Raw genomic sequence first — 19,205 nt, forward strand, 5'->3', positions numbered from 1 at the left:
CCAGATTGAACTAAAAAAGCCGGTCTGAAATTCAGACCGGCTTTTTTGTCTTTAGAGCATTTCCTGTTTTTCTTGAATCATTGGAAATGCTCTATCTCTTTGTTTTTTCGCATTATCCGACGCAAAACCGCTTCGCATTTTTGCTGGAAATGCTCTAGTTCGCTGGTTTGCTGCCAATGAGGCCATAATAAGCGATATAAATGTAGCAGACGATTGGCATCAGGAATGCCAGATGAATGCCCACAGTATCGGCTAATGCGCCCTGAATGAGCGGGATAATTGCGCCGCCAACAATGGCCAGACACAGAATGCCGGAACCCTGGCTGGTGTGTTTGCCAAGACCATGCAGCGCGAGGCTGAAGATCGTCGGGAACATGATTGAGTTGAACAGGCCGATAGCAAGTACCGACCACATGGCAACATGGCCTGTGGTAGCGACCGTAATGAGCAGCAGGACGATTGCCATAGCGGCATTAAACGCCAGCGCCTTGCCATCATCGATATAACGCATTGCAACGGCGCCGACGAAACGGCCAAGCATGGCACCGCCCCAGAAATAGGAAACGTAGTGCGCAGCTTCGGATTCGGCCAGGCCCGCAACATTCGGATCGTTGAGGAAGTTGACTAGGAAACTGCCAACGCTGACCTCAGCACCGACATATACGAACAGGCCAACAGAACCTAAGACCAGATGGCGATACTGCCAGGCTGAACCATCTTCCTTGGTAATGACTGCGGTTTCTTCTTCCTGAACGTCAGGCAGTTTCAGGATTGCGAAAACGATTGCGAGAACTGCGAAGGCGAGGGCCAACAGCAGATAAGGGAACTGAACAGCGTCTGCCTGCGCAGAGCTTGCAGCATCGCTGGTTGCTGCGGACAGGATCAGGAGGGCACCAAAGGATGGCGCGACGGTTGTGCCGAGCGAGTTGAAAGCCTGAGTAAGCGTCAAACGGCTCGCTGCGGTTTCAGGTGCACCCAAAACTGTGACATAAGGATTTGCCGCGACCTGCAGGATCGTGACGCCTGAGGCCAGAACAAAAAGCGCTCCGAGAAACAGTGCGTAGACGCGATAAGATGCAGCCGGAATGAACAGGGCGCAGCCGATAGCAGCTATCACCAGACCGGTTACAATGCCCCATTTATAGGAGATGCGTTTGACTAGTGCACCGGCTGGCAGCGAGACGATGAAGTAAGCGCCGAAGAAGCAGAACTGGATCAGCATCGACTGGAAGTAGTTGAGCTGAAACACGCCTTTGAGATGCGGGATCAGGATGTCGTTGAGACATGTGATGAAGCCCCACATGAAGAAGAGCATGGTGAGGCTGGCAAGCGCAAAGCTGTAATTTTTGCCCGAATGGGCGTCAGCACGAAGCTGACTGTTCGTTGCGGGTGAAACGGCCATTTTTTCTCTACAAGCTAAGTTATGAGACACGTCTGGGAGGACGAAATGTCTTTCCAAAATGAAAATAGGCGGTTGCATTATCTTACAAGAACGAAGGATGCAATCATTGCGCGTTCTAAGTAACAGTTCTGTGTCTTGATAAAGCGGATACTAAAAAAGCCGCGCTGTTGCGGCGCGGCTTTTTCAAAATATGTATTGCAGCTTGATCAGCCGCGCTTGGCATCGATCGAAATCGAACCCGCACCCTGAAGTGCAAGAAGGATCAGACCACCAGCAATGGCGAGGTTCTTCTGCGCCATCATTGCGTTCATGCCTTCAGCGAAGTTCATGTGCGCTACGAGCGTTGCGCCGATGGTGAACAGAGCCACGATTGCAGCAGCAATACGGGTCTGGAAGCCAACCAGAATGGCGAGACCACCGAGGAATTCAACCAAACCAACCAGAACGGCAGTTACAGTTGGAACCGGAAGGCCGAGGCCTGCAAAGTAACCAGCGGTGCCGGAAATTGCGGTCAGCTTGCTGAAGCCAGCGAGAATGAACAGGATCGAAAGAAAGACGCGTGCGACGAGCGTGGCCAGGCCGTTGCTCTGAGGAGTGATAGAGGACATCAGGGGTATCTCCAATTAAACTGAGCAATCAAATACCTACTCCACACTGTCAAGGAAAGATAGATATTCCTCGACAGTTTGTTCACCGCTTGTGCACAATCATTCCGGTGCGATCATTTTTTCAGCGCGCACCAAACGGTCATAGTCTTCTTCGGAGACGTGCCCGCTCTTCAACGCTTCTTCCCGCAAGGTTGTTCCGTTCTTGTGTGCAGTCTTGGCGATCTTGGCCGCATTGTCATAACCGATAGCTGGAGCCAGAGCGGTCACAAGCATCAGCGAACGTTCAAGAAGATCCTTGATGCGATCTTCATTCGCTTCAATACCTTCAACGCAATGATCTGCGAAGGAAACCATGGCGTCGCTCAGAATACGGATCGATTGCAGCACATTATAAGCAATGACTGGCTTGAAAACATTAAGCTCGAAGTGGCCCTGACTTGCAGCAACCGTAACGGTCGTCTGATTGCCGAAGACTTGTGTTGCGACCATCGTCAAAGCTTCGGCCTGTGTCGGGTTGACCTTGCCGGGCATGATCGAGGAGCCCGGCTCGTTTTCCGGCAGCGATAGTTCGCCAAGGCCGGAGCGTGGGCCGGAACCCAGGAAGCGGATATCGTTGGCTATCTTGAAGAGGTCAGCGGCCAGCGCATTGAGGCTGCCGTGGAAGTTTGCAAGAGCACCGTGGCTTGCAAGTGCCTCAAATTTGTTCGGTGCCGTCTTGAAGCTCAATCCGGTAATTTCGCTCACTGCATCGGCAAAGCCGGTGTCGAAGCCTTTAGGCGCATTCAGGCCCGTACCAACGGCGGTGCCGCCCTGTGCGAGCAGAAAGACGTCAGCGAGGGACTGTTCGATGCGATGGCGCGCATATTCGAGTGCTGCGCGATAGCCGGAGAATTCCTGTCCAAGTGTGACCGGCGTTGCATCCTGCGTGTGCGTGCGTCCGATCTTGATGATGTCCTTGAACGCCTCTTCCTTGGTCTTGAGTGCTTTGGTGAGATACTCAAGTGCCGGGTAAAGCCGGTTTACGGCTTCAACGGCAGTCGCGATGTGAATCGCGGTTGGAAAGCTGTCGTTTGACGACTGGCTCATGTTGACGTGATCGTTTGGATGAACCGGCTTTTTGGAGCCAAGTTCACCGCCGAGAAGCTCAATCGCGCGGTTCGAAATGACCTCGTTGGCATTCATGTTCGACTGCGTACCGGAACCGGTCTGCCAGACGACAAGCGGAAAATGATCGTCGAGTTTGCCTTCAATCACTTCCGATGCCGCAACGGCGATGACCTGCCCCAGAACCGGGTCAAGCTTGCCCAACGCAATATTGGTTTCGGCTGCCGCACGCTTGACGACGCCCAACGCATGAACCAAGGGCAGGGGCATACGCTCGCCGCCAATCTTGAAGTTTTGCAAAGAACGTTGAGTTTGCGCGCCCCAATAACGGTCGGCGGCAACATCGATCGGTCCGAAAGTATCTGTTTCGGTACGCGTGGCAGTCATTTTCAGTCTCCGGCTTGTTTCAAGCGGGTGAAATGCCCGCCTGTAGAATCGAGAATAACAGCATTGGTGGATTATTGGCTATGGAATGCTTGCATTGCAAAGCCTTAGCTCTCAACCATTTGATAAAATATGAATATAAAAGTCAAATTTTATCGACCGCAGCGCATGTCCGGGATTTAGTTATCCTCGTTGTCGTCATCGCCGTCGTCGGTTTCGGAAATCCATGCGGTCGGTTCAACCTTCTGCTGGGTTTTGCTATCGGTGAAAATCCACCAGCCCGTGTCTGTTTCGTCCCAGTCACCACCGCCAGCTTTGAGCTTGTCGAGCGAACGATACTGGCCAACCGACTCATTGCGCTGATCGTCATCATCGATCCAGACCACAGTGACTTTCCGCCCGTCTTTTGGCGCGGTCGCTATCGGTAATTCTTTACGCATATGATTATCCATCCCAGTTGTCGTTCTGATAATCATAGGGCGAAAAAGCGTTGCGACAAGCCGGGTTATGCGACCCGTGAGCCATTGTCCGGCTTGTCGCAAGTAAACTAGCCGAGGCGAGCTGCCTTCAAAGCATGGCCCCACCATGCAAGCTGATCAAGCATGTTCTTTGCAGCTTCAGCCAGATGCGGGAAATCATCCAGCGTGTTTTCTTTTTTTTGACGACTGCCAGATAGTCCGGAAACAGGATGTGCACGCCGGTTTTAACCGACATGGAGGACATTTCGACGGCAATCATGCGTAATTGTTCGACTGCTCGTGCACCGCCGACGCCGCCGTGTCCGACAAAACCCATTGGCTTCTGGATCCAGTCACCATAGTCAATAGCATTCTTCAAAACAGCAGTCGGCGCATGGTTGTATTCAGCCGCGGTGAGGATGTAGGCGTCAAATTCGCGAAGCTTGGTTTTCCACTTATCGGCGGTCTCGGCCTGTGCGGTCGTGGTTGTCGTGTCGCCATAAAAAGCCCATCGGATAATCGGCGAGATCCAGAATTTCGACATCGAATTCAGAACGTTCAGCAGCGACCTTTGCAATCCATTCTGCCGACACCGGCGAAAAACGCTGTTCGCGGGTGCTGCCGACAATCACGGCCACTTTAAGCTTGCTCATGGATATTTCCTTTTTGAGTGGTAACCAATAGAGACTAACGCTATACTAGTGACTGATTATATCGCGCAAGGAGGCACTTTTATGAAACCCGGTGACTTCAAGGAAACCAGCGCTTGTAGAGCCGTGACGGATATTCTCTCCCGTGTCGGCGATAAATGGACGGTTTTGGTGGTGAGTTATCTCGGCAATGGTCCGATGCGGTTTAATGAAATCCGCCGTACGGTCGAGGGCATTTCACAGAAAATGCTGACAACTACGGTGCGTAATCTTGAGCGTGATGGATTCGTATCCCGGACTGTGTTTCCAACCATCCCGCCAAAGGTCGAATACGAACTGACGGAATTGGGTCGCGATCTTCTCAAACCTGTTCGTGGTTTGGGGGAATGGGCAATTGCCAATGAGGCACAGGTAATGATGGCGCGGGCGCGCTATGATGCCCGTCTATCTGGCGATGACCATGTGCACGCAGATGCGGCGGAATAAGCAAGCTAAATGATTGGGCGCTTAAAAGTGGAAAGGCAGGCTTGCGCCTGCCTTTCCTGTTGCCTGAGACAGGACTTCCAAAGTGCGGGGGCAAACAGGAAGTCCATCTCGTATAGCTAGCGATTGATCACGAAAGTTGCCGAAAGTAAATCAGAAAATGCTAAAATACATACGGGCAACATAATAAAGCTTGCGCTAGGTAAATTTTCCATAAATCACAAAGAGTTACATGATGTAAGAAAGGCGTATAAGCGGTGCCTTTCTTCGAATTTCAGACCGTGGGTCCTGATCAAACCCACCCGGAAAATTCTAACCATCGCTTAAATCGAGCATAAAAAAACCTCCGGTCTCGACCGGAGGTTTTCTATTTTTGAGCTGCCACCTCCGCCAGATTTCAGCGCAGGTTTGTGCTTTATGGATTTCTTAGAAATCCATGCCGCCCATGCCGCCCATACCGCCAGGCATGCCAGCAGGAGCTGCGTCCTTCTTAGGAAGTTCAGCAATCATGGCTTCCGTGGTGATCAGCAGGCCAGCAACCGAAGCTGCGTTCTGCAGAGCAGTGCGGACAACCTTGACCGGATCGACGATACCGAGTGCGATCAGATCGCCGTATTCGCCGTTTGCAGTGTTGTAGCCGAAGGTTTCCGAAGCGTTTTCAAGGATCTTGCCAACGATTACGGATGCTTCTTCACCGGCGTTGGTCGTGATCTGACGGGCAGGAGCCTGCAGTGCGCGACGAACGATGGCAATACCAGCTTCCTGGTCAGCATTGATACCCTTGACGGAAACCTTTGCCGAAGCGCGGAGCAGAGCGGTACCACCGCCAGCAACGATGCCTTCTTCAACCGCAGCGCGGGTTGCGTTCAGAGCATCGTCAACGCGATCCTTCTTTTCCTTAACTTCGATTTCCGTTGCACCGCCGACGCGGATAACTGCAACGCCGCCAGCAAGTTTAGCAAGACGTTCCTGCAGCTTTTCACGGTCGTAGTCGGAAGAGGTTTCTTCGATCTGCTGCTTGATCTGGCCAACGCGTGCGTCGATCTCAGCCTTCTTGCCAGCGCCATCAACGATGGTGGTGGTTTCCTTGGTGATCGATACCTTCTTGGCGCGGCCGAGCATGTCGAGCGTAACGCTTTCGAGCTTGATGCCGAGGTCTTCGGAGATAACCTGACCGCCGGTGAGGATCGCGATGTCTTCGAGCATTGCCTTACGGCGATCGCCGAAGCCAGGAGCCTTAACGGCAGCAATCTTCAGGCCGCCACGCAGCTTGTTGACTACGAGGGTAGCAAGAGCTTCGCCTTCGACGTCTTCAGCAACGATGATGAGCGGCTTGGAAGTCTGAACGACGGCTTCGAGAACAGGCAGAAGGGCCTGCAGGTTCGAAAGCTTCTTTTCGTGCAGAAGGATGTATGCGTCTTCGAGATCAGCAACCATCTTGTCTGGGTTGGTGACGAAGTATGGCGACAGGTAGCCGCGGTCGAACTGCATGCCTTCAACGACTTCGAGTTCGGTTTCAGCGGTCTTGGCTTCTTCAACCGTGATGACGCCTTCGTTGCCAACCTTCTGCATCGCTTCAGCGATCATCTTGCCGATTTCGGCTTCGCCGTTAGCGGAGATGGTACCGACCTGAGCAACTTCTTCCGAAGTGTTGATCTTCTTGGCCTTCTTGAGAAGTTCAGCAACAACTTCGCCAACTGCGAGATCGATGCCGCGCTTCAGGTCCATTGGGTTCATGCCAGCGGCAACAGCCTTGGCGCCTTCCTGAACGATAGCCTGACCGAGAACGGTCGCAGTGGTGGTGCCGTCACCGGCAGTGTCGTTGGTCTTCGAAGCCACTTCGCGCAGCATCTGTGCGCCCATGTTTTCGAACTTGTCTTCCAGTTCGATTTCCTTGGCAACCGATACACCGTCCTTGGTGATGCGTGGAGCGCCGAAGGACTTGTCGATAACAACGTTACGACCCTTTGGGCCGAGCGTTACCTTAACAGCATCAGCGAGGATATCGACGCCGCGCAGCATCTTTTCGCGCGCAGTGCGGCCGAATTTTACGTCTTTAGCAGCCATTTTACTCTCCTGGGAATTTCCCGGTCAGATTATGGTGATGAATGAATTTTTACCGGCTAGACCGCCGGTCAGGCGAAGGTATTAGCCGACGATACCCAAGATGTCGGATTCCTTCATGATCAGCAGGTCTTCGCCACCGATCTTGACTTCGGTGCCCGACCACTTGCCGAACAGAACCTTGTCGCCAGCCTTAACTTCCAGAGCGATCAGCTTACCAGCTTCGTCACGGGCGCCTGCGCCTACAGCGACGATTTCGCCTTCCTGTGGCTTTTCCTTGGCGGTTTCAGGGATGATGATGCCGCCAGCAGTCTTTGCTTCCGATTCTACGCGACGAACGACTACGCGGTCGTGAAGCGGACGGAACTTAATCTCAGCCATGGTATAACCCTTGGTGTTGTAGACGTTGAACCCTGTTTAAGCGAGCCGGCCGGCCCGCGCTGTTAGCACTCTAGATGTCTGAGTGCTAACGTGCCTCTGAGATAGAAGCAGGGCTATTCTTTGTCAAGGATCGTTGCCGTTTTTTGACAGAGCGGAAAATAAATTCTGCATATACAGCTGCCCAGGGCATGGGCGTGCTGTTCCCCGGAATGTGGGGACTATACAGGCGCGGGGCAAGGAGGGCAGGAAAATAAGCGCCTGTGGCTGGTTATGTTCAGGAAATGGCAGGCTTGGTTAACGGCGTCTGATCGGGAGAAAGACTTATCGTTTAAACACAATGCGTTCATCCGGGCGTTCATTTGGACGCAGACGAGCTCAAGCGTGGTGACAGATCAGGCTCATTCTTGTAGAGGAAACCGCAGGATGCCTAAGATGCATCTACACCAAAGTCGACCGTTTGCTTGAGAATAGCACGGTCGGGCTCCCGATTTTACCGGTCATGGACTGGACCAGCATACTGAGGAAAACCATGAAGATGCCTGAACGCCTGGACGATCTGACGGATGGATATGATGCGATCTTCTGTGATGTCTGGGGTGTTCTTCACAATGGTGAGGTTGCGTTTGCGCCAGCCGTTGCCGCTTTGAAGCGGGCACGCGCCAAGGGATTGACGGTTGTCCTCGTGACCAATGCGCCGCGTCCATATGCGAGCGTGATCGCACAAATGACTCTGCTTGGCGTGCCGGAAGATGCTTATGATCGTGTCGTGACGTCAGGCGACGTGACCCGTGACCTTATTATCGAAGGACCGCGCAAGGTCTTCCATATCGGCAGCGAACGCGAGTTGGCGATTTATGAAGGTCTGGATGTCGAGCTCGTTGAAGAGTTCGAAGCTTCGGGTGTTGTCTGTACTGGTCTTTATGACGATGAAACCGAGACGCCGGAAAATTATACTGAGCTGTTGCAGCGCTTGCGCTCGCGCAATCTCCCATTCATCTGTGCCAATCCGGATATCATGGTTGAACGCGGCCCACGTCTGATCTGGTGTGCTGGTGCGCTGGCGCGTGATTACGGTCAGCTTGGCGGTCGTACTCTGATTGCAGGCAAGCCACATCGCCCGATCTATGAAGCCGCTTCGAAGGCGGTCGAGGAAGTCCGTGGGCATGCCGTTGATAGAAAACGCATTCTCGGCATCGGCGACGGTGTATTGACTGATGTGAAGGGCGCGGCGGATTATGGTCTGGATGTGCTCTATATTTCGGGCGGCGTCCATGCCGCCGATTACGCTGCCGACGGGAATGTTGATTTTGATAAAATGAATGCTTTTCTACAAAAGCACGGCCATTCTCCAATCGCTTCGCTTTATGCCCTCGTCTGATATTTTCGAGAAACTGCTTCGATCATGACAAAACCTGTCTTCCAGCGTCTTTCAGGAACCGATGCACTACCGCTTAACCTACGTGATTGCGTGGTGGCGATCGGCAATTTTGACGGTGTTCATCGTGGCCATCAGGCCGTGCTGGAGCGTGCGCTGGAACTCGCGCACAGGGATGGATTGCCTGCAGTTGTGTTGACTTTCGAGCCGCATCCACGCAGTTTTTTCAAGCCGAACGAGCCCATTGAACGCCTCACAGATGCAGTTGAAAAGGCCGAGATACTCCGGCTCATGGGGTTTGATGCGGTTGTTGAGCAGCCGTTTACCGCCGATTTTTCAGCACAGTCCGCAGAAGATTTCGTGCGCAATATCCTTGTCGGGCGGCTGCATGCCAACCGGGTTGTCACGGGGTATGATTTCCATTTTGGCAAGGGACGCCGTGGCACACCGGAATTCCTCGTGGAAGCCGGAACCTCATCGGGCTTTAGTGTTTCTCTGGTAGATGCATTCAGCGACGAGGGCGGTAATGTCGTTTCCTCGACGCGTATTCGCGCGCTTTTGTGCGATGGCGAGGTTGCAGAAGCTGCGGGTCTTCTTGGCTATCGCTACCGAGTCAGCGGTGAAGTTATTCACGGTAAGAAGCTTGGTCGCACGCTTGGCTTTCCAACCGCCAACATGACAATCGATGATCATGTCAGCATGAAACACGGCATTTATGCTGTGCGGTTCCGCAGGGCAGATGGCAGTTTGCATGACGGTGTTGCAAGTTTTGGCCGTCGCCCGACCGTCGACAGTGATGGCAAGCCCTTGCTCGAAACCTTTGTTTTTGATTTTTCCGGCGACCTTTATGGTGAAGTCGCTGAGGTGTCTTTCTTTGGCTATCTGCGCGGTGAAATCAAATTTGACGGTCTCGATCCGCTGATCGTTCAGATGAAACGCGACGAAGAAGAAGCGCGCGCGATTCTGGCGGGAGCACAACCGATATCCGGACTGGATCGTCTCCTGTCCTTTCCAGCTTAGCTATAGCGACGGTCCTGACTTACAGTGAATTTCCACTTCTGAGAGTCATACCGCGAAAAAACTGTAGTAATTTCTACCTGAGATTTAAGTTTAATTTTACATATTCCGTTCAAACAGTGTTAAATGCCCGCAAAGTTTACGGGCCACTGTTCATCGGAGTTTCATGTGACGCGTATTGTCCCTCTTGCCTTTGTTACAGGCGCAGCATTGTTCGTAGGTCCTTTGTCGGTCGTTGCTGCGGATATGCAGCAAACGGACGTATATGCGGCTGAGGAAGTGAAGCCCGCCCGCAAGTACTTCTGGTCAGGTGACTGGTATCTCAAGGTCGGTGCGGCTGGCCTTGTTGCTCCGAAGTTCGAAGGTTCCAACAAATATAAATTCTCGGCGCAGCCGCTGGTCTCGCTCGGTCGTCAGGGTGAAGCCGAGCGCTTCTCTTCGCGTAACGACAACGTCTCCTTTGCGGTGATCGATACGGATCGCTTTCGTGTCGGTGCGACGGGCAAGCTTCTGTTCAAGCGCGATACCGATATTGATGGCCTTCACGAAACCAAATTCGGCGGTGAAGCCGGTGGCTTCGTAGACGTCTATCCAACCGATTGGCTGCGTTTCCGTGGCGAAGTGCGTCAGGGTATTCGCGCCCACAAGGGCGTCGTTGCCGATGTTGCAGCAGACGCATTCTATGACGTGACGCCAGTGATCCGCGTTTCGGCCGGCCCACGCGCGACCTTCGCGTCCAAAGACTATTTTAAAACCTATTATGGTGTGACGGCTGAGGAAGCGGTTGCATCTGGCGTTAAGGAATATCGTCCAGGTGGCGGTTGGGAATCGGTCGGTGTTGGTGGCGCGGTTACATGGAAAGCAACCGACAAAATCGATACCAGCCTGTTTGGTGAATATAGCCGTCTTCAGGGTCCGGCAAAGGACTCGAGCATTGTGAAACAGCACGGTTCACGTGATCAGTTTATGGTTGGTATTGCTGCGACCTACCGCTTCGATTTCTCGCTCGACTGATCGAAACACTCTATCCATTTGTTTTTACGCATGTCTCTATCCCAAAACCGGTTCTCACTTTTGGGAGGCAGGCTCTATCTGTAAAGTTTTGGAGGGCAGGGCTGCAAGTTTATTGCGTCCTGCCTCTTTATTCCTGCGAAGGTCATTGCTAAAAGCGTGCCCATGATGACGGATTTTCGGCATATCATCGCGGCCATACGAATTATTGGCCCGGCCTTCCTCTAAGCCTTGATGGCGTTGCGTGAAACGCAATGCATGGCAGGAAGGTCCGGGAACGACCGGCTGTGCCTCGCAGCCTTTTGAATTTTCCCGGCTGTATGTTGCAGCCTCCTGAACTTTCAGCATTTTCGCCCGCCATATTGCTGCGCGGGATTGACAGGCAAGTAATAAAATGACCGAGACGACTGCCAAGATCGACTATTCCAAAACTCTCAATCTGCCACAGACCGAGTTTCCAATGCGTGCGGGACTGCCTGCGCGCGAGCCTCTGTTTGTACAGCGCTGGGAGGAAATGAACCTCTATAAAAAGCTGCGTGAAGACGCGAAGGATCGCCCGCTTTATGTGCTGCATGACGGCCCTCCTTATGCAAATGGCAACATCCATATCGGTCATGCGCTGAACAAGATCCTCAAGGATGTCATCACGCGCTCATTTCAGATGCGCGGCTTCAACTCGAATTATGTGCCGGGCTGGGATTGCCACGGCCTGCCGATCGAGTGGAAGATCGAGGAAAAATACCGCGCACAGGGCAAGAACAAGGACGAAGTTGCAATCAACGAATTCCGCAAGGAATGTCGTGAATTTGCGGCTGGCTGGATCAAGATCCAGTCGGAAGAGTTCAAGCGCCTCGCAATCTGCGGCGATTTTGAAAACCCATACACGACCATGAACTTCCACGCGGAAGCGCGGATTGCTGGTGAACTGTTGAAGTTTGCTGCAACCGGCCAGCTTTATCGTGGGTCGAAGCCTGTCATGTGGTCGGTTGTCGAACGCACAGCCCTTGCAGAAGCCGAAGTCGAGTATCACGACATTGAGTCGGATATGATCTGGGTGAAGTTCCCGGTCGCAGGTTCTGGCGATCTTGCCGGGAGCTCCGTGGTTATCTGGACTACAACTCCATGGACCATTCCGGGCAATCGTGCCGTGGCCTATTCGACGCGTGTCGAATATGGCCTTTATGAAGTCACAGCTGCTGAAAATGATTTTGGCCCACGTCCCGGCGAAAAGCTTATCTTCGCTGATAAACTGGCTGACGAATGCGCCAAGAAGGCAAAGCTTGAGTTTAAGCGCCTTCGCGATGTGACCGGCGAAGAGCTTTCCAAGAATGTACTCGATCACCCGCTCAAGGGCTTTGGCGGCGGATACGAATTCGTCGTGCCGCTGGTTTCTGGCGATCACGTCACTGACGATGCCGGTACTGGCTTCGTGCACACCGCTCCAAGCCATGGTCGCGAAGACTTTGAAGCTTGGATGGACAACGCACGTGAGCTGGAAGCGCGCGGCATTGATCCGAGCATCCCGTTCCCGGTCGGCGATGATGGCTATTACACCAAGGATGCGCCGGGCTTTGGTCCGGATCGCGAAGGTGGGCCTGCGCGTGTCATCGATGATAACGGCAAGAAGGGCGATGCGAATGATGCTGTCATCAAACAGCTCATCGCGACTGACAAGCTGTTTGCACGTGGTCGTCTGAAGCATTCCTATCCGCATTCATGGCGCTCGAAGAAGCCGGTTATCTTCCGCAACACGCCACAGTGGTTTGTCTATATGGACAAGAACCTCGGCGATGGCACCACACTGCGTTCGCGCTCGCTGAAAGCGATTGAAGATACGCGTTTTGTGCCGGCTGCCGGTCAGAATCGTCTTCGTGCTATGATCGAAGGTCGCCCGGATTGGGTTCTTTCGCGTCAGCGCGCATGGGGCGTGCCGATCTGCGTGTTTGCAGATGAGGAAGGCAACATCCTTCAAGACGATGCCGTGAACAAGCGCATCCTTGAAGCGTTCGAGGCAGAAGGTGCGGATGCATGGTTTGCGGACGGTGCGCGTGAGCGTTTCCTCGGTAGCCGTTCCAACGAAAACTGGACACAGGTTCGCGACATTCTCGACGTGTGGTTCGATTCTGGTTCGACGCATACTTTCACGCTGGAAGATCGTCCGGACATGAAATGGCCAGCGGACGTTTATCTCGAAGGCTCCGACCAGCATCGCGGCTGGTTCCACTCGTCGCTGCTGGAGAGCTGCGGAACCCGTGGCCGTGCGCCTTACAATGCTGTCGTCACCCATGGTTTCACCATGGACGAGAACGGCAAGAAGATGTCGAAGTCGCTCGGCAACACTGTCACGCCGCAGGACGTCATCAAGGATTCGGGTGCGGATATTCTCCGTCTATGGGTCATGACGACCGATTATTGGGAAGATCAGCGCCTCGGCAAAAGCATCATCCAGACCAATATCGATGCATATCGCAAGCTGCGTAATACCATTCGCTGGATGCTGGGCACGCTCGCCCATGATGAAGGCGAAAATGTTCCGCATGCAGAACTGCCGGAAATCGAACGCCTGATGCTGCATCGTCTGGCGGAGCTCGATGAAGTCGTGCGTTCGGGCTATGACGCGTTTGATTTCAAGCGGATTGCCCGCGCTCTGATCGACTTCATGAATGTCGAGCTTTCGGCTTTCTATTTCGATATCCGCAAGGATGCGCTTTATTGCGATGCACCATCGAGCGTCCGCCGCAAGGCAGCCCTTCAGACTGTTCGCGCAATTTTTGACCGCGTGACAACCTGGCTTGCTCCAATGCTGCCTTTCACAATGGAAGAAGCCTGGCTCGACCGCTATCCGCAATCTGTTTCGGTGCATCTGGAACAGTTCCGCAAGACGCCTGCCGAATGGCGCGACGATGTGCTGGCTGAAAAGTGGCGCAAGGTTCGTAATGTTCGCCGGGTCGTTACGGGCGCTTTGGAACTGGAACGCGCGGATAAGCGCATCGGTTCTTCTCTGGAGGCAGCGCCCGTTGTCTATATCGCCGACAAGAGCCTTGTCGATTCGCTTGAAGGATTGGATTTCGCTGAAATCTGCATCACCAGTGGCATCAATGTGACTGATGCTGCAGCACCTGCTGACGCCTTCACGCTGGATGACGTGAAGGGCGTTGCAGTTGTTCCGGTTCGTGCAGAAGGTGAGAAGTGCGCGCGTTCGTGGCGATACACCACGGATGTCGGTTCTGACCCGGAATTCCCGGAAGTCTCGGCCCGTGATGCGGCAGCCCTTCACGAGTTGAAGGCTCTCGGCAAGCTTTCGGCATAATAATCAAAGGCCCGGCTGCGGTGTGCATCCGGGTTTTTCGCTTCAGGGCTTGCCTTGTAAAGTGAGGACATGGTGAAATAGCGGTTAATATCGCGATTGCCCGTAGAGATGCTCTCATGTACAAGGCTCTCCTTGAGATAAACTTGCAATCTGCCTTGGAGTTGCCGGTTTCTTGCGGCAAGGGTTGAAAAGAAGCCTTTGACGAAGAGAAAATCGACAGGCGTAAAAGAAGTGGCGCTAATGAAGATTGAAGGACGAGTTCTGGTATTGATGACGGCAGTCGCGGGCCTCGCGCTGTCTGGTTGTGTATCGTCGCCGACCTACGGAACCGACAAAACTGCGAATGCGCAGCTTCTCGATGACGTGTCGAACATGGCAAGCTTTGGTCAGGGCAAGAAAAAAGACCGTATTGATTACAAGCCACGACCTGATCTTGTGCGTCCGGGAGAGGGTGACAAGGGTGTGTTGCCAGCTCCACAGGAAAGTCTTGCAAGTGCGGGCGATCCATCATGGCCAGAATCGCCAGAACAACGCCGCAAGCGCTTGCGTGATGAAATCACCGCAAACCGCGACAATCCAAACTTCGTTTCGCCTGTTGAGCAGGACGTACCTGTTGCAAGCAACGTCCGGGCTTCATTGCCAAGCGGTGCCAGCCGTCGCGAAGATTATGAATCGCGCACGCCGACCTTCGATCCAGCCAAGGTTGCTGAGCTGAAGAAACAGCGTGCAGAGCAGACACAAGGTACATCAACCAATCGCCGCTATCTGAGCGAGCCGCCACTTGGTTACCGTCAGCCTGCATCTACAGCAGCTGTTGGTGACATGGGGCAGGATGAGGCGCAGAAAGAACGCGAGCGCAAGAAAGCAGCTGGCGGTGGCGGCAAGAGCTGGCGCGATCTGCTGCCCTGGAATTGATATACATAGTATAGATTTTCATAATTGCGGAAGCCGGAAGATTTTTTCTTCCGGCTTCTTTTTTATATCACTACCAATTTTCTGTCATGAAGTCGGAACTGCTCCGTAGTAACGGATCTACAATATTAAATATTTTTAATGTTGGCTATTCTGAACAATATTTGATTTCAATCAACGAAAGCATTCTGGCAAAGCGTATCCTGCAGCTTTTCGGGATGTAAGGTATAGTAATGAATAAGACAAATTCAATTTGGGATGGCCCCAATGGTTACGGCGTCGTCAGCCGTATGTTTCATTGGTTGATGGCCGCGCTTTTTCTGTGGCAGTTCATATCTGCTATCCTGCGCGTATTTATCAAAGAAACGCCGCTTTATAACTTCTTTTGGTCAGCGCATTTCACGATTGGCTTTTCTCTGCTGGTGCTCGTTCTGCTGCGTGGAATTTGGGGGGTGCTAAATCTTTCCAGTCGTCCGCATAAGCCGGGTGTGATGGGTAAGCTTGCGGGCTTCGGTCATCTGGTGATTTATGCGCTTATGTTTGCAGTGCCTGCGCTTGCACTACTCCGGAGCTATGGCAATGGCCGTGGCTTTTCGGTCTTCGGCATCCAGCTATTCGAACAGACTGGTGTGCAGAACGCAGCATTAACCGCGCCGGGCAACGCGCTTCACGGTCTTCTTGGCTGGGTATTGCTTGCCGTTATTGTCGGACATGTGCTGATGGCGCTGGTCCATCATTTTGCGCTGCGTGATAATACTCTGCGCCACATGATGGGACATCGGGTGGTAAATTAAGCTTCACTCATCGCTTTTCGCGAAAAAAATCCCGGAGAATTTTCTGGGCTTTCTCTTCGGAGAAGCCCGCATAAATTTCTGGAACGTGATGGCATGTGGGCTGTGTGTAGAAACGCGGCCCATATTCCACGCCGCCCCCTTTAGGGTCAGCGGCGCCATAATAAAGACGGCGTATGCGAGCAAACGAGATTGCAGCGGCACACATCGCGCAGGGTTCAAGCGTCACATAGAGATCGCAGTCGAGCAAGCGTTCGGAGTTAAGTGCTTCTCCTGCCTGACGAATTACAAGCACTTCCGCATGGGCGGTAACGTCGTTCAATTCCCGCGTACGGTTGCCAGCCCGGGCGATAATCGTGCCTTCATGCACGATGACCGCACCAATGGGCACCTCACCGCGGAGGGCTGCAGATTTTGCCTCTTCAAGCGCAATCTCCATCGGTGTCGCCACTTTTGGGCGTGAAATGTTTGCAACCTTTTTCAAGCCAACCTCATTTCGTGCGCTGGACAGGGAAATTTCGCTCGCAAGCCATTGAGCGATTTGTTACTGCATAAGTCACGAAATCAAAACCGATTTGTAAACGGATTTATACAGCGTTCTTGACCGGACGGTTCTTTGCCAACCCCCAAGGTGCGAAAGACGACACGGCGGCGCTGCTGAAAGGCCAATACCAGATGAGCACTGAAGACGATAACAAGGGCGGTCGACGCCCCCCGCATGGACGTGGTGAAGGCCGAGGCGATCGCTCCGGCAGCAGTCGCCCAAGCAGCAGTCGCGGTGAACGCGGCGAGCGAGGTTCGGGCCCACGTGAAGATAGGCCGCGCCGTGACGACGATCGCGGAGGTCCGCGTAAGTTCGGATCGCGCGACACGCAAGAGGGTGAAGATACCAGCGAGCGCATCGCTAAGCGTTTGGCACGTGCAGGCATTGCATCGCGCCGCGAAGCAGAGACCATGATTGCGGCGGGCCGCATCTCTGTAAACGGTAAGGTGCTTGAAAGCCCCGCGGTGAACGTGAAGCGCACCGACGTCATCACGGTTGATGGCAAGCAGTTGAAGCAGGCGGAACGCACACGTCTCTGGCTCTACAACAAGCCTGCGGGTCTTGTGACCACCAATCGTGATCCGGAAGGCCGTCCGACTGTTTTTGAGGCACTTCCTCCGGAAATGCCGCGCGTACTTTCAGTTGGCCGTCTCGACATCAATACCGAAGGTCTGCTTCTGCTCACCAATGATGGTGGTCTGTCGCGCGTTCTGGAACTGCCTTCCACCGGCTGGCTGCGCCGCTATCGCGTTCGCGCCCACGGCAAGGTCACGCAGGTACAGCTTGATGCACTGAAGGACGGTATTGCTGTCGATGGCGTTTTTTACGGCAGCATCGAAGCAACGCTTGAGCGCGAGCAGGGTGCCAATGTCTGGATTTCTATCGGTCTGCGCGAAGGTAAGAACCGCGAAGTCAAGAACATCCTTGGCGCACTTGGTCTAACGGTCGGTCGCCTGATCCGCGTTTCGTTCGGTCCTTTCCAGCTCGGCGATCTTGAAGAGGGTGCGGTTCGTGAAATTCGGGGACGCATTCTGCGTGATCAGCTTGGTGAAAAGCTCGTTGAAGAATCGGGCGCGGATTTCGATGCGCCAGTTCTGAACGAATTCTCCAACACCGTTGTGCAGGGCCGCACGCGTCGTGAGATGGAGCAGCAGGAGCCAGAAGGCGAATATCGTCGTCAGCCGCGTGAACGCGAATGGATCTCCAGTCAGCCAGAGCGTCGCAAGCGTGAAGAAAAGAAAGAAGACAAGGTTGAGCCGCGTCGCCGTGGCAATAGCAATGTCTGGATGGCACCAGGTGCCCGTCCACAGGGTGAAAAAGCTGCGGCAGAAAAAGCCGCGCGTGCTACGGCTCGTGGTGAACGCGCCAGCCGCTCGGGAGGTGATTTCAAATCGCGTCCACGCCGTTTCGAGGATGGCGATCAGCGTCGTGAAGCGGGCCGTGATGACCGTCCCCGCCGCTCAGAAGGGCGTTTTGATAAACAGGGCTCCCATTCCGGAAATCGTCCTGAGGGACGCTCGGATAGCCGTTCAGGACCTCGCGCTCCTCGTGCGGAAGGTGATTTCCAGTCGCGTCCACGTCGTTTTGGAGATGGTGATCAGCGTCGTGAAGAAGGTCGTGATGATCGCCCGCGCCGTTTTGAAGGCCGTTCGGAAGGCAGACCAGAAGGCCGTTACGAGCCTCGTGCACCACGTCCGGAAGGCCGTGATGATCGCAAGCAAGAGCGTCGTCCGGGCAAGCGCGAGCGCGCTGAACTGAAGAACGAAGGCGGCGAAAGATCATCGGGCGGATATGAAGGCCGTAGCTTCGGTAAGCCTTCGGGTCCACGCAGCGAAGGTCGTTTCGGTGGCGGTAATGCCGATCGTGGCCCACGCAGCAGCGGTCCGCGCTCTGGTGGCGGCGAAGGTCGTGGCCCGTCGAAGGGGCCAGGCGGCTTTGGCAAGGGGCCGGATCGTGGCGGTTCGGGTGGCAAGCCAGGCAACGGAAGATCTGGTGATGGAAAGCCACGCGGTGGCAAGCCAGGGGGCGGCGGTGCGGATCGTCGGCGGTAAATTCCGCGGGCGCGCGCTCGTCACACCGACCACAAATTCTATTCGTCCGACCACAGATCGGACGCGGGAAAGCCTATTCAATATTCTCGCACACAGCTTCCCGGACAAGGTTGAAAGCGGGCGTGTTCTGGACCTTTTTGCAGGTACAGGCGCGCTCGGCCTTGAAGCGCTTTCTCGCGGCGCCCGCTATGCCGTTTTTGTCGAAGAGTCGGCGGAAGGGCGCGGCATTCTTCGTCAGAACATCGAAGCTTTTGGTCTGCAGGGCCAGACCAAGGTTTTACGCCGCGATGCCTGTAAGCTTGGTGAAGCAGGCACGATGGAACCGTTCGATCTGATTTTTGCTGATCCGCCCTACGGCCGCCGCATGGGCGAAAAGGCACTTTTATCAGCACTTGAAGGCCGTTGGCTTAATCCTGACGCACTTCTCGTGCTTGAAGAAGATGCGGAAGCATCGCTTGAACTGGATGAACGATTCGTCGTTCATGAAGAGCGGAATTATGGTGGCACCATCATCCGGCTGATACAGTTGAAAGCGGACTAGAGATTTATCCGAAACCGGAGCGCCGGTTTCGGAAGCACAGTGAATTTTGAATATAGAGCATGTCTCCCAAAAATGGGAACCGATTTTGGGATAAAGACATGAGCGAAACAAATAAATAG

17 protein-coding genes and 1 pseudogene are annotated in these 19,205 nt (G+C 53.9%); 9 read left to right on the forward strand and 9 right to left on the reverse strand.

Going from position 1 to position 19,205, the window contains the following annotated elements:
* Positions 1-154: 154 nt before the first annotated feature.
* The 5 genes and pseudogenes from C9380_RS19510 to C9380_RS19530 form a co-directional block, all read right to left on the reverse strand.
* Positions 155-1,402: a sugar MFS transporter gene (locus tag C9380_RS19510; RefSeq protein ID WP_128094353.1), complete on the reverse strand. Its 1,248-nt coding sequence runs from the start codon at positions 1,400-1,402 to the stop codon at positions 155-157.
* A 206-nt stretch (positions 1,403-1,608) separates the two neighbouring features.
* Entirely contained in the window at positions 1,609-2,010 is a 402-nt protein-coding gene (locus C9380_RS19515; protein WP_024897731.1) for a DoxX family protein, read from the reverse strand.
* A gap of 99 nt (positions 2,011-2,109) precedes the next feature.
* A complete protein-coding gene (gene fumC, locus C9380_RS19520; RefSeq protein ID WP_024897732.1) occupies positions 2,110-3,501 on the reverse strand; it encodes a class II fumarate hydratase in 1,392 nt (463 codons plus the stop codon).
* A 176-nt stretch (positions 3,502-3,677) separates the two neighbouring features.
* Positions 3,678-3,938 carry a hypothetical protein gene (locus C9380_RS19525; RefSeq protein ID WP_024897733.1) on the reverse strand — a complete coding sequence of 87 codons (261 nt, stop codon included), beginning with the start codon at positions 3,936-3,938 and terminating at the stop codon, positions 3,678-3,680.
* A gap of 127 nt (positions 3,939-4,065) precedes the next feature.
* A pseudogene (locus tag C9380_RS19530) lies at positions 4,066-4,609 on the reverse strand (NADPH-dependent FMN reductase).
* 81 nt (positions 4,610-4,690) lie between these two features.
* Here C9380_RS19530 and C9380_RS19535 point away from each other — a divergent pair.
* The gene (locus C9380_RS19535) at positions 4,691-5,092 is read left to right on the forward strand and encodes a winged helix-turn-helix transcriptional regulator (protein ID WP_024897735.1); all 402 of its coding nucleotides are present in this window, start codon (positions 4,691-4,693) and stop codon (positions 5,090-5,092) included.
* Positions 5,093-5,515: 423 nt separating this feature from the next.
* Here C9380_RS19535 and groL read toward each other — a convergent pair whose 3' ends face one another.
* Both groL and groES read right to left on the reverse strand, forming a co-directional pair.
* A complete protein-coding gene (gene groL, locus C9380_RS19540) occupies positions 5,516-7,156 on the reverse strand; it encodes a chaperonin GroEL (protein WP_024897736.1) in 1,641 nt (546 codons plus the stop codon).
* Positions 7,157-7,237: 81 nt separating this feature from the next.
* Positions 7,238-7,534 (reverse strand): co-chaperone GroES, encoded by a 297-nt coding sequence (gene groES, locus C9380_RS19545; RefSeq protein WP_024897737.1) that lies wholly within the window; start codon positions 7,532-7,534, stop codon positions 7,238-7,240.
* Between the two features lie 529 nt (positions 7,535-8,063).
* Here groES and C9380_RS19550 point away from each other — a divergent pair.
* The 3 genes from C9380_RS19550 (at position 8,064) to C9380_RS19560 (ending at position 10,940) form a co-directional block, all read left to right on the forward strand.
* Positions 8,064-8,912 carry a TIGR01459 family HAD-type hydrolase gene (locus C9380_RS19550; protein ID WP_100557734.1) on the forward strand — a complete coding sequence of 283 codons (849 nt, stop codon included), beginning with the start codon at positions 8,064-8,066 and terminating at the stop codon, positions 8,910-8,912.
* A gap of 24 nt (positions 8,913-8,936) precedes the next feature.
* Positions 8,937-9,929, forward strand: coding sequence for a bifunctional riboflavin kinase/FAD synthetase (locus tag C9380_RS19555; protein WP_024897739.1), 993 nt, complete (start codon positions 8,937-8,939; stop codon positions 9,927-9,929).
* 165 nt (positions 9,930-10,094) lie between these two features.
* Complete coding sequence (locus C9380_RS19560; protein ID WP_247877574.1) at positions 10,095-10,940, forward strand: MipA/OmpV family protein; 846 nt, start codon at positions 10,095-10,097, stop codon at positions 10,938-10,940.
* Between the two features lie 54 nt (positions 10,941-10,994).
* Here C9380_RS19560 and C9380_RS19565 read toward each other — a convergent pair whose 3' ends face one another.
* Entirely contained in the window at positions 10,995-11,351 is a 357-nt protein-coding gene (locus C9380_RS19565; protein ID WP_128094355.1) for a hypothetical protein, read from the reverse strand.
* On the opposite strand from C9380_RS19565, the gene ileS reads away from it, so the two are divergent.
* From ileS to C9380_RS19580, 3 genes are all read left to right on the forward strand, one after another.
* Positions 11,332-14,247, forward strand: a complete 2,916-nt coding sequence (gene ileS, locus C9380_RS19570; protein ID WP_128094356.1) for an isoleucine--tRNA ligase — start codon at positions 11,332-11,334, stop codon at positions 14,245-14,247. The two genes, C9380_RS19565 and ileS, sit on opposite strands and share 20 nt — an antisense overlap.
* Before the next feature lie 240 nt (positions 14,248-14,487).
* On the forward strand, positions 14,488-15,162 hold the full coding sequence (locus C9380_RS19575) for a hypothetical protein (RefSeq protein ID WP_024897743.1): 675 nt from the start codon (positions 14,488-14,490) through the stop codon (positions 15,160-15,162).
* Between the two features lie 230 nt (positions 15,163-15,392).
* Complete coding sequence (locus C9380_RS19580; protein ID WP_128094357.1) at positions 15,393-15,953, forward strand: cytochrome b; 561 nt, start codon at positions 15,393-15,395, stop codon at positions 15,951-15,953.
* 7 nt (positions 15,954-15,960) lie between these two features.
* Here C9380_RS19580 and C9380_RS19585 read toward each other — a convergent pair whose 3' ends face one another.
* Positions 15,961-16,389, reverse strand: a complete 429-nt coding sequence (locus C9380_RS19585; protein WP_374844449.1) for a nucleoside deaminase — start codon at positions 16,387-16,389, stop codon at positions 15,961-15,963.
* Positions 16,390-16,625: 236 nt separating this feature from the next.
* Between C9380_RS19585 and C9380_RS19590 the strand changes: the two genes are divergently transcribed.
* Both C9380_RS19590 and rsmD read left to right on the forward strand, forming a co-directional pair.
* Positions 16,626-18,545 (forward strand): pseudouridine synthase, encoded by a 1,920-nt coding sequence (locus C9380_RS19590; RefSeq protein ID WP_128094359.1) that lies wholly within the window; start codon positions 16,626-16,628, stop codon positions 18,543-18,545.
* Positions 18,526-19,086, forward strand: coding sequence for a 16S rRNA (guanine(966)-N(2))-methyltransferase RsmD (gene rsmD, locus C9380_RS19595; RefSeq protein WP_024897747.1), 561 nt, complete (start codon positions 18,526-18,528; stop codon positions 19,084-19,086). The genes C9380_RS19590 and rsmD overlap by 20 nt, the downstream gene beginning before the upstream one ends.
* Positions 19,087-19,205 lie beyond the last annotated feature (119 nt).

Source organism: Brucella pituitosa, from assembly GCF_003049685.1.
GTDB lineage: Bacteria > Pseudomonadota > Alphaproteobacteria > Rhizobiales > Rhizobiaceae > Brucella > Brucella pituitosa.